Annotated in this window: 20 protein-coding genes and 1 tRNA gene; 11 read left to right on the top strand and 10 right to left on the bottom strand. The window is 64.0% G+C overall.

Features of this window, described 5'->3' with window-relative positions:
- Positions 1 to 139 precede the first annotated feature (139 nt).
- Both recG and IVB12_RS02050 read left to right on the top strand, forming a co-directional pair.
- Entirely contained in the window at positions 140 to 2,248 is a 2,109-nt protein-coding gene (recG, locus tag IVB12_RS02045) for an ATP-dependent DNA helicase RecG (RefSeq protein ID WP_247295134.1), read from the top strand.
- 209 nt (positions 2,249 to 2,457) lie between these two features.
- A complete protein-coding gene (locus tag IVB12_RS02050) occupies positions 2,458 to 2,979 on the top strand; it encodes an AAA family ATPase (protein WP_247295136.1) in 522 nt (173 codons plus the stop codon).
- A gap of 28 nt (positions 2,980 to 3,007) precedes the next feature.
- Here IVB12_RS02050 and IVB12_RS02055 read toward each other — a convergent pair whose 3' ends face one another.
- The 3 genes from IVB12_RS02055 to glmS form a co-directional block, all read right to left on the bottom strand.
- Positions 3,008 to 3,865 (bottom strand): NAD(P)-dependent oxidoreductase, encoded by an 858-nt coding sequence (locus IVB12_RS02055; RefSeq protein WP_247295138.1) that lies wholly within the window; start codon positions 3,863 to 3,865, stop codon positions 3,008 to 3,010.
- A 103-nt stretch (positions 3,866 to 3,968) separates the two neighbouring features.
- Entirely contained in the window at positions 3,969 to 4,733 is a 765-nt protein-coding gene (locus IVB12_RS02060; protein WP_247295140.1) for a DUF502 domain-containing protein, read from the bottom strand.
- 84 nt (positions 4,734 to 4,817) lie between these two features.
- Entirely contained in the window at positions 4,818 to 6,644 is a 1,827-nt protein-coding gene (glmS, locus tag IVB12_RS02065) for a glutamine--fructose-6-phosphate transaminase (isomerizing) (protein ID WP_247295142.1), read from the bottom strand.
- Positions 6,645 to 6,861: 217 nt separating this feature from the next.
- Between glmS and IVB12_RS02070 the strand changes: the two genes are divergently transcribed.
- Entirely contained in the window at positions 6,862 to 7,080 is a 219-nt protein-coding gene (locus tag IVB12_RS02070; RefSeq protein WP_247275664.1) for a hypothetical protein, read from the top strand.
- A 6-nt stretch (positions 7,081 to 7,086) separates the two neighbouring features.
- Here IVB12_RS02070 and glmU read toward each other — a convergent pair whose 3' ends face one another.
- Positions 7,087 to 8,454 carry a bifunctional UDP-N-acetylglucosamine diphosphorylase/glucosamine-1-phosphate N-acetyltransferase GlmU gene (gene glmU, locus IVB12_RS02075; protein WP_247295144.1) on the bottom strand — a complete coding sequence of 456 codons (1,368 nt, stop codon included), beginning with the start codon at positions 8,452 to 8,454 and terminating at the stop codon, positions 7,087 to 7,089.
- A gap of 171 nt (positions 8,455 to 8,625) precedes the next feature.
- Here glmU and IVB12_RS02080 point away from each other — a divergent pair, with 171 nt between their 5' ends.
- Complete coding sequence (locus IVB12_RS02080) at positions 8,626 to 9,999, top strand: hypothetical protein (protein ID WP_247295146.1); 1,374 nt, start codon at positions 8,626 to 8,628, stop codon at positions 9,997 to 9,999.
- 401 nt (positions 10,000 to 10,400) lie between these two features.
- On the opposite strand, the gene IVB12_RS02085 is transcribed toward IVB12_RS02080, so the two are convergent.
- A complete protein-coding gene (locus IVB12_RS02085) occupies positions 10,401 to 10,547 on the bottom strand; it encodes a hypothetical protein (RefSeq protein WP_247295148.1) in 147 nt (48 codons plus the stop codon).
- A 140-nt stretch (positions 10,548 to 10,687) separates the two neighbouring features.
- Between IVB12_RS02085 and IVB12_RS02090 the strand changes: the two genes are divergently transcribed.
- A complete protein-coding gene (locus IVB12_RS02090; protein WP_247275669.1) occupies positions 10,688 to 11,068 on the top strand; it encodes a hypothetical protein in 381 nt (126 codons plus the stop codon).
- On the opposite strand, the gene IVB12_RS02095 is transcribed toward IVB12_RS02090, so the two are convergent.
- Positions 11,028 to 12,587, bottom strand: coding sequence for a beta-(1-6) glucans synthase (locus IVB12_RS02095; protein ID WP_247295151.1), 1,560 nt, complete (start codon positions 12,585 to 12,587; stop codon positions 11,028 to 11,030). The two genes, IVB12_RS02090 and IVB12_RS02095, sit on opposite strands and share 41 nt — an antisense overlap.
- Before the next feature lie 329 nt (positions 12,588 to 12,916).
- On the opposite strand from IVB12_RS02095, the gene IVB12_RS02100 reads away from it, so the two are divergent.
- The 4 genes from IVB12_RS02100 (at position 12,917) to IVB12_RS02115 (ending at position 17,683) form a co-directional block, all read left to right on the top strand.
- Entirely contained in the window at positions 12,917 to 13,507 is a 591-nt protein-coding gene (locus IVB12_RS02100; protein ID WP_247295153.1) for a beta-1-3, beta-1-6-glucan biosynthesis protein, read from the top strand.
- A 217-nt stretch (positions 13,508 to 13,724) separates the two neighbouring features.
- Positions 13,725 to 16,391 (top strand): glycosyltransferase, encoded by a 2,667-nt coding sequence (locus IVB12_RS02105; RefSeq protein WP_247295155.1) that lies wholly within the window; start codon positions 13,725 to 13,727, stop codon positions 16,389 to 16,391.
- A 468-nt stretch (positions 16,392 to 16,859) separates the two neighbouring features.
- Positions 16,860 to 16,935: transfer RNA gene (locus IVB12_RS02110), tRNA-Lys, on the top strand.
- Between the two features lie 427 nt (positions 16,936 to 17,362).
- Entirely contained in the window at positions 17,363 to 17,683 is a 321-nt protein-coding gene (locus IVB12_RS02115; protein ID WP_247295156.1) for a hypothetical protein, read from the top strand.
- A 109-nt stretch (positions 17,684 to 17,792) separates the two neighbouring features.
- Here the strand turns inward: IVB12_RS02115 and IVB12_RS02120 are convergent, their stop codons facing one another.
- The 3 genes from IVB12_RS02120 to IVB12_RS02130 all read right to left on the bottom strand — a co-directional run bounded on the left by IVB12_RS02120 (position 17,793) and on the right by IVB12_RS02130 (position 23,196).
- Entirely contained in the window at positions 17,793 to 18,008 is a 216-nt protein-coding gene (locus IVB12_RS02120) for a hypothetical protein (protein ID WP_247295157.1), read from the bottom strand.
- Positions 18,009 to 18,962: 954 nt separating this feature from the next.
- The gene (locus IVB12_RS02125) at positions 18,963 to 19,619 is read right to left on the bottom strand and encodes a hypothetical protein (protein ID WP_247295158.1); all 657 of its coding nucleotides are present in this window, start codon (positions 19,617 to 19,619) and stop codon (positions 18,963 to 18,965) included.
- A gap of 469 nt (positions 19,620 to 20,088) precedes the next feature.
- Complete coding sequence (locus IVB12_RS02130; RefSeq protein ID WP_346657686.1) at positions 20,089 to 23,196, bottom strand: DEAD/DEAH box helicase; 3,108 nt, start codon at positions 23,194 to 23,196, stop codon at positions 20,089 to 20,091.
- A gap of 756 nt (positions 23,197 to 23,952) precedes the next feature.
- On the opposite strand from IVB12_RS02130, the gene IVB12_RS02135 reads away from it, so the two are divergent.
- Positions 23,953 to 24,192 carry a hypothetical protein gene (locus tag IVB12_RS02135; protein WP_247295160.1) on the top strand — a complete coding sequence of 80 codons (240 nt, stop codon included), beginning with the start codon at positions 23,953 to 23,955 and terminating at the stop codon, positions 24,190 to 24,192.
- A 190-nt stretch (positions 24,193 to 24,382) separates the two neighbouring features.
- Entirely contained in the window at positions 24,383 to 24,667 is a 285-nt protein-coding gene (locus tag IVB12_RS02140) for a Zn-ribbon domain-containing protein (protein WP_247295161.1), read from the top strand.
- Between the two features lies 1 nt (position 24,668).
- On the opposite strand, the gene IVB12_RS02145 is transcribed toward IVB12_RS02140, so the two are convergent.
- Positions 24,669 to 25,058 carry an NUDIX hydrolase gene (locus IVB12_RS02145; protein WP_247279874.1) on the bottom strand — a complete coding sequence of 130 codons (390 nt, stop codon included), beginning with the start codon at positions 25,056 to 25,058 and terminating at the stop codon, positions 24,669 to 24,671.
- Positions 25,059 to 25,161: the final 103 nt, after the last annotated feature.

The following is a 25,161-nucleotide window of genomic DNA, read 5'->3' on the forward strand; positions in this document are numbered from 1 at the left end:
ATAGCCACTCGGACCGGCCGTGTCAGCCCTTTGTTGTTGCAATTGTTTGTGGTCGTGATTGCCGGGCTTGACCAGGCAATCCATCCTCTTGAATAGATGGATGCGCGGGTTGAGCCCGCGCGTGACGATTGTTGCGAGAATGCGCCCCAGCCTGCTCAATCCGCTGTTTGCTCCCGTGACCAGCCTGCCCGGCGTCGGTCCGAAGCAAGACAAGCTGCTGCAGTACCTGCTCAGCCGCAACGAGACGCCGCGGCTGGTCGATCTGCTGCTGCACCTGCCGAGCCACGTCATCGACCGCCGGGCCCGGCCAAAAATCCGCGACGCCGTCCAGGGAACCATGGTGACGCTGGAGGTCACCGTCGACCGCCATCGCCCGCCCCCGCCGCGCAACACGCGCGCGCCCTATCTCGTCTACGCCAGCGACGACACCGGCGACATCGTCCTGACCTTCTTCCGCGCCAAGCCCGGCTATGTCGAAAAGCTGCTGCCGGTAGGCGAGAAGCGCTACGTCTCCGGCACGCTGCAGATGTATGACGGTATCCCGCAGATCGTGCATCCCGATCGCGTGCTCGACGAAGAGGCGATTGCAAAGCTCTCTGGCATCGATCCGGTGTATCCGCTGACCGAGGGCCTCGCGCTCGGCTCGCTGCGCCGCGCGATCGCGCAGGCCCTTCAAAAGCTGCCAGCCCTGCCGGAGTGGATCAGTCCGGAGGTGATGCGTCGCTGCAATTTTCCGCCGGTCACCGAGGCGCTCACGCGCGTGCACCAGCCGGTCGAGCTTACGGACGTTCTGCCGGACCAGCCGTTCTGGTCGCGTCTCGCCTTCGACGAACTGCTCGCCGGCCAGCTCGCACTCGGCCTAATCCGCGCGCAATTGCGCCGCCCCGCCGGCGTGCGCAATGCCGGCGACGGGCACCTGCGCAACAACGTCATCGACGCCTTGCCCTACGCGCTCACGCCCTCGCAGCGCAGCGCCGCCGCGGCCATCGCCGAGGACCTGAAACAGCCCGTGCGCATGCTGCGCCTGCTCCAGGGCGACGTCGGGTCTGGCAAGACCGTGGTGGCGCTGTTAGCTGCCGCCGCGGTCGCCGAGGTCGGCAAACAGGCCGCGCTGATGGCCCCGACCGAAATCCTGGCGCGCCAGCACATCAAGACCATCGCCCCGCTCGCCGAGCGCGCCGGCATGCGGGTTGCGATCCTCACCGGCCGCGAAAAGGGCAAGGAGCGTCGGGAGCTGTTGGCGCAGCTTGAAGCCGGCGAGATCGACCTCCTCGTCGGCACGCATGCGCTGATTCAGGACGATGTCATCTTCAAGGACCTCGCGCTCGCTATTGTCGACGAGCAGCACCGCTTTGGGGTGCGCGAACGCCTCGCGCTGACCTCGAAGGGCGAATCCGTCGATGTGCTGGTGCTGAGTGCAACGCCGATCCCGCGCACGCTGGTGCTGACCTATTTCGGCGACATGGACATCTCCGAGCTGCGCGAAAAGCCGGCCGGCCGCCAGCCGATCGACACCCGCGCAGTGCCGATGAGCCGAATCGAGGAGGTCATGGACGGCATCGGCCGCGCGCTCCAATCCGGCAAGCTGGTGTACTGGATCTGCCCGCTGGTCGAGGAATCCGAGGCCGAGGGCACCGAGCACCTGACCAATGCGACGAAGCGTTTCGAAAGCCTGCAAAAACGCTTCGGTGAGCGCGTCGGCCTCGTCCACGGCCAGATGAAGGGCACCGAGAAGGACCGCGTGATGGGCCAGTTCGCCGCCCACGAGATCGGGCTTCTGGTCGCGACCACTGTGGTCGAAGTCGGCGTCGACGTGCCGGCCGCGACCATCATGGTGATCGAGAACGCCGAACGATTTGGTCTTGCCCAATTGCATCAGCTGCGCGGCCGGATCGGACGCGGCTCGGAAGCCTCGACCTGCCTGCTGCTCTATTCGGAGCCGCTCGGCGAGATGTCGAAGGCGCGGCTGAAAGTGATCCGCGAAACCACCGACGGATTCCGCATTGCCGAGGAAGATTTAAAGCTGCGCGGCGAAGGCGACGTGCTGGGCGTGCGCCAGAGCGGCCTGCCCGGCTATCGCATTGCGCGTTCGGAAGTCCATGGCCAGCTCATCACCCAGGCGCGCGACGAGGCGCTGCGCATCCTGAAGGACGATCCGAAGCTGAAGGGCGAGCGCGGCGAAGCGTTGCGGTGCCTGCTGTATCTGTATGAGCGGGACGAGGCGATTCCGCTGATCGGGGCGGGCTGAGTACCCGTCATTGCGAGCGCAGCGAAGCAATCCAGAATCTCACCGCGGAGGGACTCTGGAATTGCTTCGCTGCGCTCGCAATGACGGCGTGGATACAGACCTGCGCATCTCGACCAATCGTCTCGCGAGGACGAAGCATGCGGCAGCCTCGGTCTGTCGACCAAGGGTGCTATCTTTCGTTGCGGGCGATTTCGTGAAACCCTTCGGCCATGCGTCGGATCATCGTCGTTGGCTCCCAGGGAAGCGGAAAGACGAGCCTCGCCCTGAAGCTCGGGCGAAAGCTCGATCTGCCGGTGGTCCATCTCGACGTGCTCTACTGGCGGCCGGGCTGGAAGCCATCCGACAAGGCAAGCTTTCGCTCGCGCGTCGCTGAGGCAATCGCGGGCGATGCGTGGGTCGTCGACGGCAGCTTCTCGGGGCTGGCTTTCGATCTCACGCTCGCGCGCGCCGATACGCTGGTCGTTATCAACCGTCCGCGCTGGCTTTGCCAATGGCGCATTCTCTGGCGCTCGGCTTTCGACCGCGCTACCGCACGGCCCGATTTGCCCGAAGGATGTCCGGAACAGTTCGACTGGAAACTGATGACTGAGGCGTGGCGCTACAACACGGAGCGCGTGCCCGCCATCGAGGCCGAGCGCATCCAATATGGCGCTGATGTCCCGGTCGTGCGCCTGAGACGCGACCGGGACATCCAGGGTTTTCTGGAATCCATTTCAGCGCACGGCGAGTGAATGATTGTGGTGACGTGAGATCAGGCGATCAGGATTTCTTCTGCGCGATGCGCGCAGCGAACGACTTCAACAGCTCCGCATCCGCCGCCTCGCCCTTCGCGTCCTCCGCGAGATGCTCGAACCACCGCGCAAAGCCCTCGTAGATCTGGCTGGCCGGATGATCGGGGCCGAGGAATCCGGAAATCTCCCGCATTTCCGCGACCCAGCGATAGGCTTTCGGGATCATGTCGGGCAGCGCGACCTCGAGCCGCGCCAGGATCGCGGGCTGGCTGAGCGCGAGTTCGTCGCGCAGCGCCTCGGCCGCGCCCGCTTTCGTTGCCGCGATTACCATGGCCGCGCCGATGCCGGCGAGACCCTTGACGATTCCGGCGTAGGACATCTTGAGCGCAGAGGCTGCGCCGACTGGGCCTTCAACGATCCGCACGTCGAGACCAAGGTCGTTCAGAACGGTGACGTCCTTGGCGTGCTCGCCGGACATGTAGAACGCCGGGCTCTTGCCCCCCGGCTGCGGCGGAAAGCCGATGATCCCGGCATCGACGAATGGCGCCCCCGCAGAGCCGATGATCTCCGCGATCCTTTGCACGGTGTCGACATTGACGGCGTTGCAGTCGACCACAACCGGTTTCTTCTCGCGCCGGACGATCAGCGCGGCCAGCCGTTCAGCCAGCGCCACTGCTTCGCCCGGAGGCACAATCGAGAGGACGATGTCGGCTTCAGCAAGCGCGTCGTCCTCGGCGCCGACCATGCCAGCGTCCGCCGCGCGCTTCAGGGTGGCTTCACTTCGCCCTTTCAGGGACGTCAGCACGCGTGCGCCATTGTCGCTGAGGCGGCGAGCCACGGCACTGCCCATGGCACCCGGCGCGAGGATCGCAATGGTTTTGGACATTATGCACTCCAGGCCGAATTCCGAACGATACGCTCAGTCGACCGGACACTAGCAGAGGACGCGAACGCCTGCGTGAACCTGGCCATCCCGCGCGGGAATGGCCCTACTCCACTTTCGCAGGCTGGAGCGCAGACGCATTCGCGATGCGTGCGGCGTTGGCGACGCCCGCGAGCGCGGCGGCCTTCTTCGGATCTGGCGCCGAGCCCGGCTGAACCACGCCGGCCGACATGATCAGCGTGGCCGCGTCCTCAGCGGTGAGATCGACCTCGATGATTTTGCTTTTGGGGACATAGAAGAAGAAGCCGGTGGTCGGATTCGGCGAGCACGGCAGGAATACCGAGACGTGTTCCTCCTGTCCGGGCAGGCTGCGCGCAATGTCTTCGTTCGGCGATTGCGAGATCAGCACGATCGACCACATGCCGGGCGAAGGAAACTCGACCAGGCCCACTTTCCGGAAGCTCGAGCCCTTGCCCGAGAACAATGTCTCGAACACCTGCTTGAGGCCGCGGTAGATGGCGCGCACGGCCGGGATCCGGCCGAGAAAGGTCTCGCCGACATCGACCAGCGTCCGGCCGATCAGGTTGGCCGCGAGGAAACCGACCAGCGTCAGCGTGAAAAACGCGACAACCAGTCCCCAGCCCGGAATGACGTAAGGCAGATATGTTTCAGGCCGATAGGCCAGCGGCACGAACGGCCGCACCACGCCGTCGACCCAGGTCACGAACCACCAGACCAGATAGAGCGTGATCGCGATAGGCCCCGTCACGACGAGGCCGGTTAGAAAATAATTGCGGAAACGGCCGATCAGGCCGGTATGCGGTTCCGGGACGGGATCAAGTGGCGCAGGCGCGTCGTCGCGGGGGGTCATTCGGGTTCCAGGTAGGTCGCAGCACACAAGCTAGGGTCTTCTAGCAGGTTTGGGAAGACTGCGACCAATCGATATCCCTTGTGCCTATTCCACGGTCACCGATTTTGCGAGGTTGCGCGGCTGGTCCACGTCGGTGCCCATCACCACGGCCGTGTGATAGGCGAGCAGCTGCACCGGAACGGCATAGACCATCGGCGTGAACGCCGCCGCCATGTCAGGCATGACGATGGTGACGAGCGAATCGACGGTCGCCTCCGCCGCGCCCTTGGCGTCGGTCATCAGAATGATTTTGCCGCCGCGGGCGGCGACCTCCTGCATGTTCGAGACGGTCTTTTCGAACACCTGGTCATACGGCGCGATGACGACGACGGGCATGGCTTCGTCGATCAGCGCGATGGGTCCGTGCTTCAGCTCGCCGGCAGCGTAGCCTTCGGCGTGGATGTAGGATATTTCCTTCAGCTTCAGCGCGCCTTCGAGCGCCAGGGGAAAACTGGTACCGCGGCCGAGATAGAGCACGTCGCGCGACTTTGCGATCTCGCGGGCCAGACGCTCGATCTCCACCTCGGTGGTGAGCGCATCCGACATCAAGCGCGGGATCTCGACGAGGCCATGGACGAGCTTGGTCTCGTCCTCGTCGGACAATTCGCCGCGAGCCTTGCCGGCCGCAATGGCAAGGTTTGCCAGTACCATCAACTGGCAGGTGAAGGCTTTGGTCGAGGCGACGCCAATCTCGGGACCGGCAAGCGTTTGCAGCACGGTCTCGCTCTCGCGCGCGATCGTCGAGGTCGCCACGTTGACGACGGCGACCGTGTGCACGCCCGCGGCCTTGGCATAGCGCAGCGCCGCCAGCGTGTCGGCAGTCTCGCCGGATTGCGAGATGAAGATGGCGAGATCACCCTTGCGCAGGGGCGCTTCGCGGTAGCGGAATTCGGAGGCGACATCGACCTCGACCGGCACGCGCGCAAAACGCTCAAACCAGTACTTTGCAACGTAGCCGGCATAGCTCGCGGTGCCGCAGGCCGTGATGTTGATGCGCTGGATCGATTTGAAGTCGAACGGCAGCTTGACCGGCAGCGCGACGTGCTCGGTTGCCATGTCGACATAGCGCGCGAGGGTGTGGCCAACCACTTCGGGCTGCTCGTGGATCTCCTTCGCCATGAAGTGGCGGTAATTGGCCTTGTCGACCAGCGAGGTCGAGGCCGCGTGCCTGATCTTGTCGCGCTGGACGGGGTGACCGTCCTTGTCGAAGATATCAGCGCTCTTGCGCGTGAGCACGACCCAGTCACCGTCTTCGAGATAGCTGATCGTGTCGGTGAAGGGGCCGAGCGCGATGGCGTCGGAGCCGAGATACATCTCGCCGTCACCATAGCCGATCGCAAGCGGCGGGCCGTTGCGGGCGCCCATCATGAGGTCGTCGTCGCCAGCGAAGATGAAGCCGAGGGCGAAGGCGCCGCGTAAGCGCGCCAGCGTCAGCTTGACCGCCTCGACCGGCTTGTTGCCGCGCGCGAGCAGATCGTCGACGAGGTGCACCACGATCTCGGTGTCGGTCTCGGTGTGGAATACCGTTCCCTTCGTCTCGAGCTCCTCGCGCAGCTCGCGGAAATTCTCGATGATGCCGTTGTGAACCACGGCGACGCGTTCGGTCGCGTGCGGATGCGCGTTGTTGACGGTCGGCTTGCCATGGGTGGCCCAGCGGGTGTGACCGATGCCGGTGGTACCCTTGAGCGGCTCCGCCTCGAGCCGCTTCTCCAGGTTCTTCAGCTTGCCCTCGGCGCGGCGGCGCTCCAGGTGCTTGCCTTCGAGTGTGGCGACGCCCGCGGAATCATAGCCGCGATATTCGAGACGTTTGAGCGAATCCACCAATTGCTCTGCAACCGGTTCGCGCCCGAGAATGCCGACAATCCCGCACATGCGGATCACTATCCCCCAAATCGCCGAAAAATCGCCTAAACGACGCGGTTCGTTTTAGCGAAACTCCTACGGAACCAGGTACTCAATAATTATTGCTGATTGAGACAGCACCGATCACACCGAGCCCCGCCTGCGTCGATTTGGCCGGCCTTTAACCTCGCACGTTAACTCACTGTCAACATGTTTGGCCAACGATTCCCGCCCAGGAGAGACGGCCATGAGAAGCTCATCCGACCGCAAAGGCCGGTCGTCGATGTATCTGCGCGCCAGCGAGACCTCGGGCACGCACCTTGCGCATTGGCCGCCGCCCCTGCGCGGCAAGGAGAACAAGCCGCTTTTCATCAAGCATCCCGAAGGCGAGCCGGCCAAGCGCGCCAAGCCGCGCGGCTGGCGCCTGACCCGCGCCATCTTCTCCGAATTCGCCGACGACGAATAGCCTCGCTCACGTCTCCGGCTTCTTTTCGGGAGTCTTGCCGCCGGTCTTCATCTCGCGATAACGCGCCGCGCCGCCTTCCCGGATGGTCTGCTGGTTGCGCTCCAGCGCCATCGCATCGTCGGGTACATCGCGGGTGATCACCGAGCCGGAGCCGATATAGGCGCCGTTGCCGATTTTCACGGGCGCGACCAGCGAAGAGTTGGTGCCGACGAAGGCGCCCTGCCCGATCACCGTCTTGTGCTTCCCAAAGCCGTCATAGTTGCAGGTGATGGTGCCGGCGCCGATATTGGACTTGGCGCCGACGACCGCATCACCAATGTAGGCAAGATGATTGGCTTTCGCTCCCGCCTCGAGGGTCGCGGCCTTGGTCTCCACGAAGTTGCCGATTTTGGCGCCTTCGCCGAGCGAGCTGCCCGGCCTCATGCGCGCGAACGGACCGACAGACGCGTTCTTGCCAATCGAACTCTGCACGATGTGCGAGAAGGAATGGATCACCGCGCCGTCGGCAATCGAGATGCCCGGGCCGATCACCACGAACGGCTCGATGGTGACGTCCTTGCCGAATACGGTGTCGGCGGACAGGTACACCGTCTCCGGCGCGATCAGCGTGACGCCGGCCTCCATCGCCGCTTTGCGCAAGCGCGCCTGCATCACGCCTTCCGCTTCGGCGAGCTGCGCCTTGGTGTTGATGCCGCGCACCTCGTCTTCACTGGTCTCGATCACCACGGACTCCCATCCCTTGTCGCGGACGATGCCGATTGCGTCCGTCAGATAATATTCGCTCTTGGAGTTGGCATTGCCGATCTGCCCGAGGATTTCGAGCGCGCGGCGACCGTCGATCGCCATCACGCCGGCGTTGCAGAGATCGATCTTGCGCTCCGCTTCGCTGGCGTCGGCCTGTTCGCGGATCGCGACCAGGCGGTCGCCCTCGACGATGAAGCGGCCATAGCCGGTGGGATCGGCGGCGCGAAAACCGAGCGCGGCGATGGCGGCACCCCTGGCGAGCGGTTCGCGCAGCCGCGCGAAGGTTTCGGCCGAGATCAGCGGCGTGTCGCCGAACGCGATCAAGAGATCGTCCACCCCCCGCGCGATCGCCTCGCGCGCCGCCAGCACGGCATGCGCGGTGCCGAGCCGCTCGGCTTGCACGAAGGTGAGTGCGTCGGGGCGGCTGCGCCTCGCCTCCTCCGCGACGGCCTGGTGATCGGGACCGATCACGACGGCGAGCGATGTGCCGGTTCCCTTTGGTGCGGCGGCGAGCACATGGGCGAGCAGCGTCTGATGGGCGACGGGATGCAGCACCTTCGGCAGGCTCGATTGCATGCGCGTGCCTTCGCCGGCGGCGAGCACGATCGTAAGACTGGAACGGGCGGTCATCGGAATCCTGTCAGATACGGCCGGATCAATGGTGCGGCGGACGGCAGGCCGCCCAGATGCTCTCGCCTTGCTACCCCCGCAAACGCCCGGAATTCAAGTGCGGCACGCTTTTCCTGTTAATGTTCCCTGATTGATTCGGGGAAGCCAGACGGGGCTGGGCACTTAACGTTCATGGCAAAGAATTCCGACCCACTGGCGGATGCCTTCGACACCAAGGAGACCGGCGGGCTGTTCTCCGGACTTTTGGCCGAGGAAAGCGCGTTCGACCGCCGCATGATGTGGCGGCTGGGCTCGTGGGGCGTCGCGGCCGTCGGGGCCGTCGTCATCGCGGTGGTGGCCAACCAGGCCCATATTGGTTGGCGCCGTGACCAAATTGCCTCCGCTGACCTCGCGCGCCAGGCCGACCGGCTCCAAATGCTGACCAAGGACAGCCAGAACGAGGCGCGCCGCCTCGCAGCCGCCATCGAGACGCTGAACAGCGACCGCGACCGGCTCTATTCACGCGTCACGGTGCTCGAGCAGGGTCTCGATTCCGTCACCGGTGCCATCGCCAAGCAGAACGCCACGCCGTCGCAAGCCGTCAGGCCGCAGGATGTCGCGCCAGCGACCGCAGCTCCCAGCGTCGCGCCGGTCGTCTCGACGCCAGCTCCGGCCAGCGAGAAGCCGCGCACCGAAGCCGCCAAGGATACTCAGAAGGATACGCCGAAGGAGACTGCGAAGGAGCCGTCGAGCCCGCCGCCGCAGACCGCGGCCGCCGCTTCGCTCGTTCAGCAGTCACCGGCCATGACTTCGGCGCTGCCGACGATTCCGCTGGTGCCGTCCAAGTCGATCATGGCGCCGCCGGATGCCGCCGCTACGAAACTGGTTCAACCCGAGGCAGCCGAGAAGAAGGCCGAACCGGCTCCTACTGCAACCGAGGTCGTCGCGACAGCAACGAAGCCGCCGGAAGCAGCCGAGATCGAAGCGCCCGCGATCGCAGTCCAGCAGACGCGCTTTGCCATCGACCTCGGCGGCGCCAACTCGATCGATGGCCTGCGCGCACTCTGGCGCGGCGTGACCAAATCCCATCCGGAAGTTGGAGCGTTGCGGCCGATCATCATGATCAAGGAGGGCGCCGCGGGCCTCGGCATGCAGCTCCGTTTGGGTGCCGGGCCCCTGATCAACGCCGCCGCCGCCGCAAAACTGTGCGCCGGCCTGACCGAGAACGACCGCCACTGCGAGACCACCGTGTTCGACGGCCAGCGCCTGTCGATGCGCGGCGGTCAAGAGAGGGCTCAAGAAAAGGGACCGGAGAAGACTCAAGACAGGGTTCAAGACAAGAACGCCGAGAAGAGCCAGGAGGCGGTGCCGCAGGCCGAGAGCGCTTCGGCGCCCGGGCCAATTGCAAAGCCGGACAAGCGCCGGCGCAACTATTCCTCGAAACGCTCGAAGCGCGAGGAGCCGCCGCCTGCACCCCCACCTGCGGCGCAGCCCGCGCCGCAGGCGAAGCCGGAGGCGGCGTCAACGTCTACAGGATCGACGCTGTCCTCGTTCTTCAGGCGATAGGCGCCCAAACATTCGCGGGTGCCTTGTCGAAGACGGCGCGCGGACTCGCCGCAAGGTCAGCGATGAGATGCGCGTTGCGAGCGCATGCGGCCATCGGACGCTTGGACCTGAGCCGCTCTTTCGCAGCAAGTTCGCGCTCGTCCAACGCCGCCTCAAGAGTCGCCCATCCGAAACCTCGCGTGCTTTGATGAACGAACTGGATGACGTGCTGAGGCTTCTCGTCGCGGCGGGAACAAGTTTGCTGATCGGCATTGACCGCGATATGAACGACACGCCGGTGGAAATGCGGACTGTGGCGCTGGTGGCCCTCGGCTCCGCGTTAAGCGGTTGCTCGCATTGGCTGAGAAATACGAGCGCCGTCTCTCAGAACAGAGCCGAAAGGATCTCCGCGCAGGCAATCACTATTCGATGCGCGCCTTTTCCTTCAGATCCCGAATACGCATCTCCGCTTCATCCTTGGACTGTACGATCTCGGACCAATCGTCGACCCGCGCTTCCTTGCTCAGCCTCTTGAGCTCTTTCAGCTGCTCCTGGGTTGGCTTGTCCATGCTCACTCCTCGAAGACATCATGCGTTAGGCGTCACAACATCAGAACCAGCCCGCCGCTCTTGTGTTCCTTCTGGATGCGGTCAGCAGAAACTTCGCCTGCCCTGTTGCCTGCCCGCGCCATCCCGACCATATTGCCGCCATGACAAAAAAGCCCTTCCGCCTCACGCCCTACCAGGTGCAGTTCCTGATCGTCGTCGGCTTCGCCTCCGTCGGCTATGCGCTTTATCTGCGCTACCTCGCGATCGAATTGTCGCAAGTCGCGCTCGCCTGCGATGCCGGCCTTCAGACGCTGCTCTGCAAGGCGCGCTCGGTCTCGACCGTGCTGTTCAAGAATTCGGTGTTCGGGATCGTCGCGCTGGTGGTTGCGACGCTGAACCTGATGCGGCCGTCGATCGTGCTGCTCACAGTCGGCGTCATCGCCGCCGGCCTCGGCATCGTGCTCTACAATGTCGTGCTGTCGGGCCTTGCGATCGGCCTGTTCATTCTTGGATTTGCTCGGCCCGCGCCCGCCACAGCGTGAGCGCGAACAAGAGGTAGATCGCGCAGGTCCACAGCGACTGCCAATTGTCGCGGCCCTCGTTGAACAGCACATAGACGGCCGACAGCGCCAGCAGGCCTGCGAACACCGCCTCCGCGATCGGACGCTGGCCGATCTGCGGCCGGTTCAGCATCAGCAGCGCAAACGGCACCACGGCCATCGTCAGCGCGGCGTAGGGAAAATCCTTGTAGCGCGGGTCGAACACGAAGCCGAGCGCGGTCTGCGCCGCGATCACCGCGGCCACGGCCAGCGTCAGGCCGAGCACGGCGGTGAGCTTGGACCATTTCCGGCCCTCGCGCGGGCCGAGCAGGTCGAGGAAGGTGGGAAGGCTGCGGCCGATCACCATCGCCTGCGCGCAGAAGATCGGCGACAGGATGCCGGCGAGGAGCAGCGCGCCCCAGAGCAGCCAGCCGCCGATGCCGTAGCTCTCGTAATACATCTTATCGGCGCCGATCCCGAGCAGGCTCCCCGCCGTCGTCGCCGAGATGGCCACGCCGAGCCAGGCCGAGAAGCGCGGCGTCCACGGCCGCCGGCGCAGCGTGAGACCGGCAACCGCGAACACCAGCACGCTGAGGCCCATGCCCGCGCCCATGTACCATTTCCAGTACGGGAAATTGCTGATCGGCTCGCCCGGCGGATACTTCAGGCTGCGGCGCACCGAATCATACAAGCCCCAATAGCCGCCGACGGTGCCTTCCAGCTTACGCTTCCACGGCTGGTCGTAGGACTCGATCAGGTTGACACGGAACTTCTGTGCCTTCGCAAGGCTCAGGATCTCGGAAACCACCCGCGCCTGGTTGGTGCGCGACGGCAGCGCGCCGTCACGCATACGCCCCTCGCTCGGCCAGCCGGTTTCGCCGATCAGGATCTCCTTGCCCGGAAACGCCACCGCCATGCGTTCGCGGATCGACTCGACATGGGCGCTGGCGAATTTCGCCTTGACCGGGAAATCCTCCCAATAGGGCAGGATGTGGATCGTGACGAAGTCGACGGCGTCATAGACCTCGCGATTCTTCAGCCAGTACTCCCAGACGTCCGCATAGGTGACGGGCACGCTGACCTGCGCCTTGACCGAGCGGATGATGGAGACGAGGTCCGCCGTCGTCATCTCGCCGCGAAGCAGCACCTCGTTGCCGACGATGAGCGCGGTGATGATGGAAGGAAATTCCTTGGTGAGGCGAACCGCGAGCGCGGCCTGCTCGAAATTCTTGGTGCGGTTGCTGGAGAGCCAGATGCCCTGGAGCACTTTCAGGCCGCCGACCTTGGCGGCGATCGCCGGCACCTGGTCGAGCCCGTTCTCCATCGAATAGGTGCGGACGCAGTCGGTGATCTCCTTGAGCTGGCGCAGGTCCTGCTCGATCTGGTCCGCCTCGATATGGGTCCACGTCTCCAGCGGCGACTGCTCGCCGCGGAACGGCGCGTAGGAGACGCATTGGACCTTCTCGGCGGGATCGATCGGCGCGCGCGCGAGCGTGATTGGCGTCGCCAACCACCACCACACGGCAGCAATCGCACCCAGTGAAACGAGCAGAAGCGCCAGTGGCGTACGAAGAGAAATCGGTTCCGTCCTCCGCGAAGGGTCCGTCGATTACCTGCTTGCACGCCGTCTGCCAAGGGGGTGCGCCCAGGTGTGGATCCGCTGCTCCCAAAGGAATCTGGCTGCGGCCGTTCGACCGGGGCCTAGGATTGTGACTTTGCTGGACAAAATTCCAAATACAGGTCATGGACTCGGAAAGACTTTTCCGCCGCATTGGAGACCCATTTGGACGCCATCACCGACGCGTCTGCGGGATCCTGACGCGGACGACCAGCAGATACATTGGGGAATTCATGCGGCAGCGGGTGTTCGAGTTACGAAATGCGGTCCTGCGGCAGTTCGCCGCCACCTTGGCAGTCTCCTCCCTTCTCGTTCTCGCCGGCCTCGGTGGCGCCTCCGCCCAGAGCGGCACGCCCGCCCCCGACCAGAAGGCCGCGGCCCAGCCCGCGGACGCGGCCAAGGACGCCGCCCAGAACCAGCGCCGCACCGACGAATTCGCGGAAGCGGCCCAGGTCATCAACGGCCCCGCCGGCAATCCCGAATGCGTCTGGCTCGGCCGGCGCGTGGTGCGGCTGATGTGGCGGGATGATCTCGATACCGCATTCCGCCATCTCGACCTCTACGACCGTTTCGGCTGCCCCGGCGGCCACATCCAGGCTGCGTTCCGCTGCCTGACCCGCTTCGGCGGGCAGATCGACCCCAAGGTCGCCGAGACCCTGGACAGCCGCGTGCACGCTTGCTGGATCAACCCGGCGTCCCAGCCGCAGCAGGCGGCGGCGAGCGCCGCGCAAACCCCAGCGCCGACGCCGGGCAATGCGCAGGCCGCCCAGCCAGCCGCAAGTCCCTCGCCTGCGGCAAGCCCGACGCCCGCGCCCCAGAAATAGCCAAGGGTCGTTTCAGCTGTCGTTCAGGAACGATCGGCCATAGACACGGTTGGCACTGCCGCGCGTCGTTCGAAAAGGCCATGCCCTCATAAGGAAATGAGGCCATGACAGTTGTGAAACCGCGCAGCAGAGGTATGTTCCCTTTGCCGCGGACTCGGTCGGATCTCGGGGTCGGATCCGCTTCCCTGCCACCTCAGCCCCTTTTGGTTTAGCCGCGATGCGCGTTGTCGCCGCCGTTCTGTTGCTTGTGTCTGCGCTCCATGCGGGCATCTGGGGAGTCATGCGCGACAAGGAGCCGGCGCCTGACTTCAAGGGCCTGCTGCCCAGCGTCTCCTACGCGCCTTTCGAGGGCTCGGCTCACCCCGACATCGACAACATCCCGACCGTGGAGAAGCTCCGCGCCGACCTGAAGACGCTGTCGACCATGACGCGCGCGATCCGGCTCTATTCGTCCACAGGCGGCGTGGAGCTGGTGCCACCGATCGCCGCCGAATTCGGCCTCAAGGTCACCGTCGGTGCCTGGATCGACAAGGACAAGGATCGCAACGAGCGCGAGATCAAGGCTGCGATCGAGCTCGCCCGCAAGAACAGCAACGTCGTCGGCGTCGTGGTCGGAAACGAGGTGATCTACCGCGGCGAGCAAAAGGTCGAAGACCTCATCAACATGATCAAGAAGGTCAAGGGCTCGGTCCGCGTGCCGGTCACCACCGGCGAGATCTGGAACATCTGGCGCGACAATCCCGACCTCGGCTCCAACGTCGATTTCATCGCCGCCCACGTGCTGCCCTATTGGGAAAACTTCCGCTCGGATCAAGCAGTCGACCAGGCGGCCGACCGCTACAACCTGTTGCGCAACCTGTTCCCCGGCAAGCGCATCGTGATCGCCGAGTTCGGCTGGCCGAGCCAGGGCTACAATTTGCGCAACGCCGATCCGGGCCCGTTCCAGCAAGCGCTGATCCTGCGCAACTTCGTCACCCGCGCCGAAGCCATCGGCATGGAATACAACATCGTCGAAGCCATCGATCAGCCCTGGAAATTCTTCGAAGGCGGCGTCGGTCCGTACTGGGGCATTCTCAACGCCAGCCGCGAGCCGAAATTCGCCTGGACCGGCCCGGTGGAGAATCCCGATTATTGGAAGCTGATGGGCATCGCACTGCTGGTCGGCATCCTGCTGTCACTGCCGATCCTGCGGCTTGAAAAGCCGACCGCGAAACAGGCCTTCCTGCTGTCGGCAGCCGCCAACGGCGTCGGCGCCTGGGCCGCCACCGTGTTCGCGTTCTGGAACAGCCATTATTTCATTTTCGGCTCGGCCTTCGCGCTGACGCTGGGCATGATCCTGCTCGTTCCGCTCGTCCTCATCGCGATGGCGCGAATCGACGAGATCGCGGCCGTCGCCTTCGGCCGGCGGCCCCAGCGGCTGCTCACCAAGAGCAAGCCGATCGAGAACGTGCCCGAGAATTACTACCCGAAGGTCTCGATCCATATCCCCGCTTATTTCGAGCCGGTCGAGATGCTCAAGCAGACCCTGGATGCGCTGTCGCGGCTGAATTATCCGAACTACGAATGCGTGGTCATCATCAACAACACGCCGGATCCCGCCTTCTGGCAGCCGATCCAGGATCATTGCCGCGCGCTCGGTGAACGCTTCAAGTTCATCAACGCCGAGAAGGTGCAGGGCTTCAAGGCCGGCGCGCTGCGCATCGCGATGGACCGCACCGCGGCGGATGCCGAGATCATCGGCATCCTCGATGCCGATTATGTCGTCGATCCCGACTGGCTGAAGGACCTCGTGCCGGCTTTCGCCGATCCGCGCGTCGGCCTCGTGCAGGCGCCGCAGGAGCATCGCGATGGCAACCTGTCGATCATGCACTACATCATGAACGGCGAATATGCCGGCTTCTTCGACATCGGCATGGTCCAGCGCAACGAGGCCAACGCCATCATCGTGCACGGCACGATGTGCCTGATCCGCCGCGCCGCGATGGACATGGCCGGGGGCTGGTCGTCAGATACGATCTGCGAGGATTCCGATCTCGGCCTGGCGATCCAGGAGCTCGGCTGGACCACCCACTACACCAACCATCGCTACGGCCAGGGCCTGCTTCCTGACACCTACGAGGCCTTCAAGAAGCAGCGTCACCGCTGGGCCTATGGCGGCCTCCAGATCGTCAAGAAGCACTGGCGCTTCTTCCTGCCCGGCAGGAGCCGGCTTACGCCCGACCAGAAGCGCGAATATGGCCTCGGCTGGCTGAACTGGCTTGGCGCCGAAAGCCTCGGCGTGGTCGTGGCGCTGCTCAACCTCGTCTGGGTGCCGATCGTCGCCTTTGCCGACATCGCTATCCCCGACAAGATCCTGACGCTGCCGATCATCGGCGCCTTCATCGTCTCGCTGGCGCACTTCTTGTCGATGTACCGCGCCCGTGTCGCGATCAGGCCCGGCCAGATGCTGGGCGCCATGATCGCGGCGATGAGCGTGCAATGGACGGTGTCGCGCGCGGTCGCGCAGGGCCTCATCACCGAGCACATCGCGTTCGCCCGCACCTCGAAAGGTGGCCTGTCGCGGATGTCGATCGAGTTCCAGGCGTTCTGGGAGGCCGTGATCGGTACTCTGCTGGTGATCGGCGCCGGCGTCCTGATCGCCTCCAACAGTTTTAGGCAGATCACCGAGATCTACATCTTCGCCGGCGTCCTCGTGCTCCAAAGCCTGCCGTTCCTGGCCGCGGTCGCGATTGCCATCCTCGAGCTCAGCCGCATCAACTCGTTCCAGTTCTGGCGCGACAGCGCCATCCGCACCGCCGAGCTGATCGGCCTGCGGCCCGTGGCATTGCCGCCAGTGGGCGCGCCGCAGGCCGTGCCGAGCGAGGTGCGGAGAGAGACGAACTGACGGCGCCGTCGCCCGCGGCGCATCCTTCGAGACGCCCGCCTGCGGCGGGCCCTCAGGATGAGGCCAGCTCTTGCAGCAAGATTGTAGACCCCCGCGCGATATCAGACCCTGGCGAGAAACTAGACCCTCAGAGTGAGGAGCCCGCCAAAAGCGGGCGTCTCGAACCATGCAGGCCGAACTCCACAGGCGATCTCCCGCAGTTCAGCGTGGACGGCGGCCCGCCAATTGCGTCGAAAATCCCGCTCAAGCTGCGGATTGCCCGAGCAAATCCCCGCTCCTGCCAAGACTTTCGGCACCCATCCCCACTATTGACCTCCGCAGCCACTCCCCCTACACAGCGCGGGCCGAAAGCATGATCCGGAAACAGCCGGTTTTCCCCGCAACGCGAACTTCGGCGGTGCGGCAAGACATGCTTTTCTAAATGTCCGAACGTGATGGCGATCTCGTCAATGCCATCAGCGGCCATGGGAGCGCGTAGCTCAGCCGGTAGAGCACGTGACTTTTAATCACGGGGTCCTGGGTTCGAGCCCCAGCGCGCTCACCAAGTAAGATCAATGACTTAGCCCGACATATCAGCCAACCGAAAAAGCTTTTTGTGGGCACCGTGTTGGCAAATCGATTGCTCCGCTCGCGGCCGAAGATCTCGGCGCGATAATTGTTTGCCATGATCAGCTTGGTCGCCTGACCTGCCAACTCTTGGCAGATGCACTCCATGCGCGCGAGCTCGTCGATGGGTTGATGCCCCATGTGCGCGATCAGACTCCGGTGACCGGCCGGCGGTCAAAGGTTCAGCGGTGCATTGTAGGCGGATAGCCGCAGTGTGGATCGTTCAGTGATCATTCAGCCGGCTCAGAAGCATATATACTGCTGACTGAGAGGAAATCTGATGATTACCGCGATTGCAATTGTGGCTCTCCAATTGAGCCAAGTAGCGCCCGATAGATAGAGGAGCGCCGCCGCAGGTTCATCAAGTGCAATATGGGGTCCCGGTGCATCCCCCGCCGTGCGGCCACGGCTGGGACGTGAGCGCCCGTGACGGCATGTGCTACCCGAACGGGTACCTTCCTCCTCAGGAACAGGCTGCGAGGCACTACTATAATCGCGGGGGTGGCTACGGCTATCGCAGATATCCGGTGCCCTGCGGCCACGGCGCCGACGTCGATATCCGAGATGGGCAATGCTACCCAAACGGAACGGTACCCCCGCAGTTTCAGCAGGGCCGACAGGGCTACTACGGCGAGGACGACTACTACGATCGCCGCCCCCGACGCCGCTACTATCGCTATTATTAGGAAGCCCGCCGAGCGTGAACCGGCGGGCCCCTGTCAGCGACCGGCCCGCTCGCCGAGGCCAAGGGGACTTCGCAGGAACGCCCGCCGTACTGCCGATCAAACCACGCCTTCACCGCCGGCCAATAGCGACGCTTGCCCCACACGGTGACCCTTGGGGGAAGCCCTTCGATAAGTCGTTGTCGAGCATGAAGATCGCTGCGCGCGCTGCCTTCCGCGGCACGCCGAGCCGGCGGATCATTTCTTCATCGGTCACAAAAAGCGTGGGCTCGACGATTTCGTGCTGCACCAGTTTCTGCTCAACATCGTCTTCGTGAGCCTCGTCCACCTCTGACCTCCAAATTGAAAGCGCGGGACCGAAGTCCCGCGCCCTGATTGTTTCACCCTTTTAGCCGTCGGTGGTGCGTCATCAGCCGCTGCCGGTCGCGCCTCCCGTGGGTTCGGCCGCCGGCGCTTCATTTGCTCTTCCTGTATTTGGCGATCATCCTCAGCGACAGCCGCACGGTCTGGATCAGCTCGAGTGCGAGCGCTCGACCCACCACCTCCTGCGGCTGCGTGCTGAAGTTCTTCCATGTAGAGCAGCAAGTCGACCAGCGCCTTTGCCAATGCCTCCCGTCAACGGATCAAAGATGCTGATGCACCGCTGATCCAGATATTCGGGCATAGGAACGTTTCGACCGCTAACGAGTCCTAGAGGCGCAATCCAGCCCGTATTCCTTGTGGATCGAACGGTGGAAAAAGCACTCGCCTATGCTATCTCGGCGGCCCTCGTTGGCTTCGGTCTCTTGATCTTTTTCGCCGGCCTATCCTCCAGCTCGCCCGCCTTATGGACAATCGTCGCGTTGGTCCCGATCACGATCGGGATCGTGAGCGCCTTTGGCCCGGTATGACTAGCTGTGGAAACCAGGCTTTAGGTCAGCGCGTCTGTATTTTCCGAATCGGTGTCTCGTGTTCGCTCTCTGTAGTTTCAAACTGTGGTGAACGCGCGTGAGCCATTTCGTTTCTATGCTTCTGCTTGCGACAGCCCTGATCCTGACCCTGTGCTTCGGGGTGGCGGCCTGGCGCCTCTCAGCGGACAAAGAGGCCGACATCACCGCCACGATCCCGCATCAGGAATACGGCTGGAGGTCGAGGTCCAGCAACTGATGGCCGTTGCGCTAGCCACCGCTCGCCTTCCAATCGCAAAGAAGGGCAACATCCAATTTCAGAAGAAGTCAGAGGGTGAGCCACCCAAGACCTACAGCACCCTGCGTTCGCCGGTTAGGCTGCTGAATAAGATGCTTCAGCTTTCCGGAGCCGGCGTCGTAGCCGGCGTACTCAGCGGAGCTCCACCAACCGAAACAGGCCCGACAGGCTTCGCTTCCCGAACCATCCGTTTGCGCATCGCCAGCCGATTGCGGGCGTGCCCTCGTGGAATGGAGGAGGTTATGTCCGACATCATTGCACTTTGCAGCGAGTCGACCTTCGCGATCAGCGTGGAAAGCTGCGAAGATATCTTTCTCACATCGACCCGTTCGTCCGTGATGCTCTGTCGCAGAGAAAGCAGCACCATCGAATCCTGCTGCAGCAAAGCTGCATTTTGCTGCACGGAATCATTGTTCTCCTTCAGCAAGGCAGCCTGTTGCTGTTGGGCGGACTGAATGTCCTTCAGAGCAGCGACAACCGAATCGGTTTTTGGCGCCGAAGCTTCCTGGCGCGGAAGCAGTTCAGCCAAGCTGCCGACATTCAGCGACGAAAACTCAAACGGCAACGTATAGATGGCCGCCGAGCCGTTGATGGCCAAGGCACACACCGACAGTGCCAGGACCGACTTGCGGCTGGACCGCTTGACCGGCGCTGGAGCTTCTGGCCCTGCGGGTGCGGTGACTGCCGCTGCAAGTGCTGCAGGGTCGAGCTCTTCGACGAAGCCTTGCGTTTCGAAAATCATGGTCACGTGCATTGACCCCAATGAGCGAGCAAAAGGAAGCCGCTCCCGGAACGTCCTCGCGACGCCTCCTTTACGCAGCACCCATACACAAGTGCCTAAGATTGTGGGCGTTTCGGATTAATTCCACGTTAGCGGCTTGGGCGGCTGACATGCTCAGCCAGTCCGGCTGAATACGGGGTGTATCGAGGAATGACCCAAATGCCTCGCGGCGGATTTTCCGAAGATGGCAGAATGCCATTGTTTTGCCCGACGCGTCAAACGACCTTTGCGTCGAATACAGAAAACGTTGTGCCGGCAGCACTTAGCTACTGTGCATGGGGTTGTTTTCGCAGATTTGGCAGCGCCTCAACCTTCATCCAGCAACTCTGCTCGGATACCCGCTGAAGATGACGTCAAGCTGCGGTCGAAGAACGATGCCGACAGACCGCGTGCCTGCCTGCCCTGCTTCCGGTGCACGTGCTGACGAAGGCGCAAGCGCCCCTTACCCCTCGTCCAGCACCTCGAACAACTCCTCAAGCCGCTCGAATGGCGCATCGCGCATCGGGCTGTGATAGACGACGCGATCGCCGTCGCGCTGCAGCGACTTTCCCCGCGACTTCCGCAAGCGCCCGGGCAGGAATGTCGCGGCGACAGCCCCGGGGCCGACGTCGAGGCGGATGATGCCTCTGCGCTTGCATTCGATCCTGAGCCGAGCTGCGCCGAAGAAGTCGCGCGCGACGTTCGGCAAGGGGCCGAACCGGCGCGAGGTTTCCTCCTCGAGGTCGTCGAGGTCGTCTTCGTCATTGCATCGTGCTGCACGTGCATAGAGCTCGAGGCGCACCGGCTCGGACTGCACGTAGCTGTCAGGAAGCATGTCCCCGACCGGCAAATTGAGGTCGGGCACCCACACCGGGGCCCGCCCCTCATCGACTTTCTCCGAGGCCATTTTCAGCAGGTGACTGTAGAGCACGGGCCCGAACACCTGCACGTGGCCGGATTGCTGCTCCGAGAACAGGTCCCCCGCGCCTCGCAGATCGAGGTCGCGCTCGCTGATGGCAAAGCCGGCGCCGGGCCGACTGAACTCCTCGAGCACTGCCAGGCGCTTCTCGGATTGCCCGGACTCCGTCTCCGTCAGCAAATGGGCGAAGGCGCGGATGCCGCTGCGGCCGACCCGCCCGCGCAGCTGGTGCAGCTGCGCAAGGCCGAACTTCTCCGGCCAGCACACCACGATGGTGTTCGCACGGGGAATGTCGAGGCCGCTCTCGACGATATTGGTCGCGAGCAGGACGTCAGCCCTGCCCTCGACGAAGCTCATCATGCGGTCGTCGATCTCGTCGGCCGCCAGCCTGCCGTGCAGACACACGATGCGGAGATCCGGCGCCACCGCTTGCACCCGCGCCAGCATCGGATCGAGATCCTGAATGCGCGGACAGATCAGAAAGCTCTGGCCGTGGCGCCGCTGCTCGCGCAGCAATGCGTTGGCAATGGCAGCATCCGACAGCGGTGCGATTCTGGTTGCGACCGGCAGCCGGTGAACCGGTGGCGAAGCGATCACGCTGAGATCGCGGAAACCGGCAAGACCGGCGGCCAGCGTCCGCGGGATCGGCGTCGCGCTCATCATGAGCACATGTACATTCTTGGCAAGGCCGGAGAGCTTTGCCTTTTCGGCGGCACCGAAATGCTGCTCCTCGTCGATGATGACGAGGCCGAGATCATCGAACTTCACGTCCTTGCCAATGAGCGCCTGCGTGCCGATCACGACCTTGATCCGGCCGCTGCGCAGTCCCTCCTTGGTCTCGCGCAGCTCCGCGCCTGACGTCGCGCGCGACAGGTTGCCCACCTCGATGCCGAACGGCGCAAAGCGCTTCCGGAACGTCGCGACATGCTGCCGGGCCAGCACGGTCGTCGGCACCGCGATCGCCACCTGCTTGCCCGACAGCACCACGGCGGCCGCCGCGCGCAGCGCCACCTCGGTCTTGCCAAAGCCGACGTCGCCGCAGATCACACGGTCCATCGGGTGACCGGACGCGAGATCGTCCAGCACGTCGGCGATCGCCTTGGCCTGGTCGCTCGTGGTGAAATACGGGAAACGGGCCACGAATTTCTCGTAGGCCGATCCCGGCGGAACCAGCTTTTCGGCACGCCGCCGGCGGCGCTGGCTGATGTGCTTGGCCAGCACCTTGCCCGCGATCTGGATTTCGCGCTCGGCCTCAGTGCGGCGCGCCCACCACGTGCTGCCGTCCGCCTTGTCGAGCGCCAGCTTGCCGAGTTCGGTTGCGTAAGGCCAGATCAAAGCGAGATCGGGCGGCGGCACGAGCACCGCATTGTCGCCCGCGAACTTGAGGCGGATCATCTCGCGCATTGCGCCACCGCCCGTGTTCACCGTCTGCAAGCCATCGAGCACGGCAAGGCCGCGCTGGAGATGGACGACCACCGTGCCCTGCTCCGGCACGTCCGGATGATCGAAGGCCGCGCTCCAGGCGCGCGCCATCGGCTGCGGATGATGCGCCCGGCTGCCGAGCACGTCGGAGGCCGTGACCACGGCAAGAGGCTTTTTCCCCGGCAGGACGAAGCCGGCATCCAGATCAGCCAGCAGCGCCGTCTCGCCGTTGCGCCCACTCGTCGCCTCGTCCCAGTCCTCACAGCGCTGCGCCTTGACGCCGCTCATCCGCTCCATCACGCGCAGATCGTCCTCCTGCGCGGCGACGAGGATCAGGCGCGAACCGGCTCGCCGCGTCTCCTCGACGAAGGCCCGAAGTGCTTTCCTTGCGGATGTCAGTTTCGAAAACTCCGGCGTAGTTTGGAAAGGCGCCGTCCGCGGCAGCACTTTCATGCCCTTGGCGAGCCGTTTCCAGTCACCTCGGCCCAGATATTCGCGCTCCCGCTCCGCACGGGGCGCGGCTTCCTCGATCGTGCTCAGCCACGCGCTGGCGTGCAATGGGACCCCTGCATCGGCGATCCATTTGGCACGTCCGCAATAGTCGAGCAGGCTCGCGCGCTTGCCGCGCTTGCCGGCAAAGCCAAGCCGCTCCGACATGGGATCGACCAGAAGCTCGCTGGTCTCGAAGATGATGTCGTGCTCTTTCGGATCGAACGCCACGATCCGCCTGATCGCGCGATCCGAATGCTCGATCCGGAATGGTCCCAGCGCGCCGGCGGGAAATATCTCGAAGGTCTGGCCGTGAAACAGCGCCCCGCCCGGATAGTCGGGCTCGTCCTCGAGATCGTATCCCAGGGCTTGGAGGCGCGCCTCAAGGTCCTGCTCGGAAAACGCGCCGCCCACCTTCAAGCTCACGCTCAAGCGCGACAGGTTGGCGGGCGGCGGCAGGCGCTCCATCACGGCTTCCGCCGTTGAAACCAGAAAGAGCGGCTTCTTGGATCTTGCGAGGCGCCTCAGGACCGAGGCTCTGCGCCCCGCGAGTTCGTGGGACGGCTCCAACTGATCGAACGGCAAGGTGTTCAATCGCGGAAACACCAGGACCTCGCAGGAAGGGTCGAGCGCGTGGATGACGCTGCCCAGCCGCTCCGCCCGGTTCTCACTCTCGGCAAGAAAAACCAGACCGCTGCGTCCGGACTGCTTCCATTGTGCCAGCAGATGCAGAGCCATCATACCGAGGGGCGAGGAAGACGAGATCGTTGCGCGCTGCGCCCGCTTGCTCTTCTTCGGCGACTTTTTGGTCGCCCGCGCGTTTCTGGAAAGCCTCACTTGAATCCGTCTCTGGTCGTCAACCGCCGGCAACTGCACGCGAGCCGCTCGCATCTCGATTCGGCTGCTTGCCGCTATGCATATGGGATTTGCCCTGCGAACGCACGCTGATGGGCAACGTCGGGGGCGTCATCGTGATCCCGGCAATTTGGCCGCTGATCGGCCCCGGCAGATCGGAACTGGCTCCGTTCCGACGCGTGAATGCGGCCCTGCTCTCGATGCGAAAGTCAATGCGATGTAGAACGCCTACGGATCCAGCAGGCACGAAAAAACCCCAGCGCTTGGAGCCACGCTGGGGCGTTTCGTTCAAAATGAATCGGTTAAGCAATGACGTCCTCATAGCAGCGATTCCGCCGGGCGTTTGTGAACTGGTTCACACCCCTTGCGGCATCCAAATCAAACGACCTCGGGGAAACCGAGGTCGCCAACCTTTGTGGGGAAGGTTTTCTCTCAGGCCCGGGGGCTTTTGGGGTTGGGGATGGGCCGAGAGCCTGGATTCTACGCTCAGCAGGCGGAGTCGTTCCAAAGCGGCGGGCAAGATATCGATCGGCGCGGACCGGTGCATTCAACGCCCAATTGCTCCGGATCGTAGTACCGCATCTTCCGATTTGAGCGCGCGCACAACGCGAGCTAGGACGCCCGCTTTTACGGAGGCGCATTTTGAAACCATTCATTTTCATTGCGGCCATCGCACTGCTTGCGACGGCTCCTGCACGCTCACAGGCGCTGGTCGACCCAAGCAAGGTTGCCCCCGAGTATCGGGAGGCGGCCGAGAAGCGCCGGGCCGAGCAGCTGCGGCAGCGCGAATGCGCAATGAACGCGGATCTCGAGAAGGTGCTGCCGAGGGATCGCACCGCCTATCTCAACCGTTGTCTGGACACCATGGCGGCCAAGCAATAGCGCTGATCGAGCCACTTGATCGGTCGGGCCGCTGCGGCGGCGCGATGACGGCTGCGCGCATTCTGCGAGCACCGGCCCCCTTACCCGCATCGGCTGTGACAAAGCGCGTCGGCCAACTCGCGAAGGCCCTTCAAGCTTTCTTCAGATATTTGAGATCACCTGAACATTCACTTTCAATAGATGATCGCGCATGAGTTTCGTCCAGATTCAGTGCACACGCTGCAAGGATGTGTTTCGCGATCGCGCCGGCCGGTTGCAGGACGGCTATTCCAGGCAATGTCCGAGCTGCGAGGTGGTGCTGTTCTTCGCGGAGGACTCCCAACACCCCTTCATCAAGCGCGCGATGCGCAATGCGCGCAAGGCCCGCAAGGAGCAGCGCGAGGCCGAGGTGATCAGGCTCGCTGCGCCGGAGTCGCGAGCAGCCCGCTCGAGGTCATCCGCCGCGCGGACACGACCTGCGGGGCGAGAGGATTAGCTTACCGCCGCGACTTTCTCGGAAACAGGCGGTCGCGGATGTAACGTGAGGTCGGCGTCAGGCGGATGCCGCGGGGCTTCTGCCAGGCCGCGCGGTCGATCTCCTTCTTGTCGCCGATCGCCAGCCTGCCCTTGGCGTCCTTGGCGATGAAGATCGCATCGCTCATCTTGCGGCCGGAGCGCTTGTTCCTGGCCTTCACTTCCTTCCAGAGACTGATCCGGCCGAGCTTCAGCTTGGGCAGCTCCTCCTTGATCTCCCGCCGCAAGCAGTCCTTCTCGGATTCGCGCGCGCGCTTGCGCCCGCCCGGGAACATCCAGAGGCCGTCCGACCGGCGCCTGACCAACAATACCTTGCCGCGCCTGGCGGCAACCAGCTTGGAAGACTTCGCCATCACTGCCGTAGATCGAGACCCAGAATCGTCCAGATCGTAACTTGTCTAGTCGGATAGACAAGTTCGGGACGCATCTTGATCAGAGGCCGCGGAGCCGTTGGCT

It is taken from the genome of Bradyrhizobium sp. 179, assembly GCF_023073535.1.
GTDB lineage: Bacteria > Pseudomonadota > Alphaproteobacteria > Rhizobiales > Xanthobacteraceae > Bradyrhizobium.

Coding starts and splice junctions, on each gene's coding strand:
- recG (WP_247295134.1), top strand. CDS start 140: ATGCGCCCCAGCCTGCTCAATCCGCTGTTTGCTCCCGTGACCAGCCTG.
- IVB12_RS02050 (WP_247295136.1), top strand. CDS start 2,458: ATGCGTCGGATCATCGTCGTTGGCTCCCAGGGAAGCGGAAAGACGAGC.
- IVB12_RS02055 (WP_247295138.1), bottom strand. CDS start 3,865: ATGTCCAAAACCATTGCGATCCTCGCGCCGGGTGCCATGGGCAGTGCC.
- IVB12_RS02060 (WP_247295140.1), bottom strand. CDS start 4,733: ATGACCCCCCGCGACGACGCGCCTGCGCCACTTGATCCCGTCCCGGAA.
- glmS (WP_247295142.1), bottom strand. CDS start 6,644: ATGTGCGGGATTGTCGGCATTCTCGGGCGCGAACCGGTTGCAGAGCAA.
- IVB12_RS02070 (WP_247275664.1), top strand. CDS start 6,862: ATGAGAAGCTCATCCGACCGCAAAGGCCGGTCGTCGATGTATCTGCGC.
- glmU (WP_247295144.1), bottom strand. CDS start 8,454: ATGACCGCCCGTTCCAGTCTTACGATCGTGCTCGCCGCCGGCGAAGGC.
- IVB12_RS02080 (WP_247295146.1), top strand. CDS start 8,626: ATGGCAAAGAATTCCGACCCACTGGCGGATGCCTTCGACACCAAGGAG.
- IVB12_RS02085 (WP_247295148.1), bottom strand. CDS start 10,547: ATGGACAAGCCAACCCAGGAGCAGCTGAAAGAGCTCAAGAGGCTGAGC.
- IVB12_RS02090 (WP_247275669.1), top strand. CDS start 10,688: ATGACAAAAAAGCCCTTCCGCCTCACGCCCTACCAGGTGCAGTTCCTG.
- IVB12_RS02100 (WP_247295153.1), top strand. CDS start 12,917: ATGCGGCAGCGGGTGTTCGAGTTACGAAATGCGGTCCTGCGGCAGTTC.
- IVB12_RS02105 (WP_247295155.1), top strand. CDS start 13,725: ATGCGCGTTGTCGCCGCCGTTCTGTTGCTTGTGTCTGCGCTCCATGCG.
- IVB12_RS02125 (WP_247295158.1), bottom strand. CDS start 19,619: ATGCACGTGACCATGATTTTCGAAACGCAAGGCTTCGTCGAAGAGCTC.
- IVB12_RS02130 (WP_346657686.1), bottom strand. CDS start 23,196: ATGATGGCTCTGCATCTGCTGGCACAATGGAAGCAGTCCGGACGCAGC.
- IVB12_RS02140 (WP_247295161.1), top strand. CDS start 24,383: ATGAGTTTCGTCCAGATTCAGTGCACACGCTGCAAGGATGTGTTTCGC.
- IVB12_RS02145 (WP_247279874.1), bottom strand. CDS start 25,058: ATGGCGAAGTCTTCCAAGCTGGTTGCCGCCAGGCGCGGCAAGGTATTG.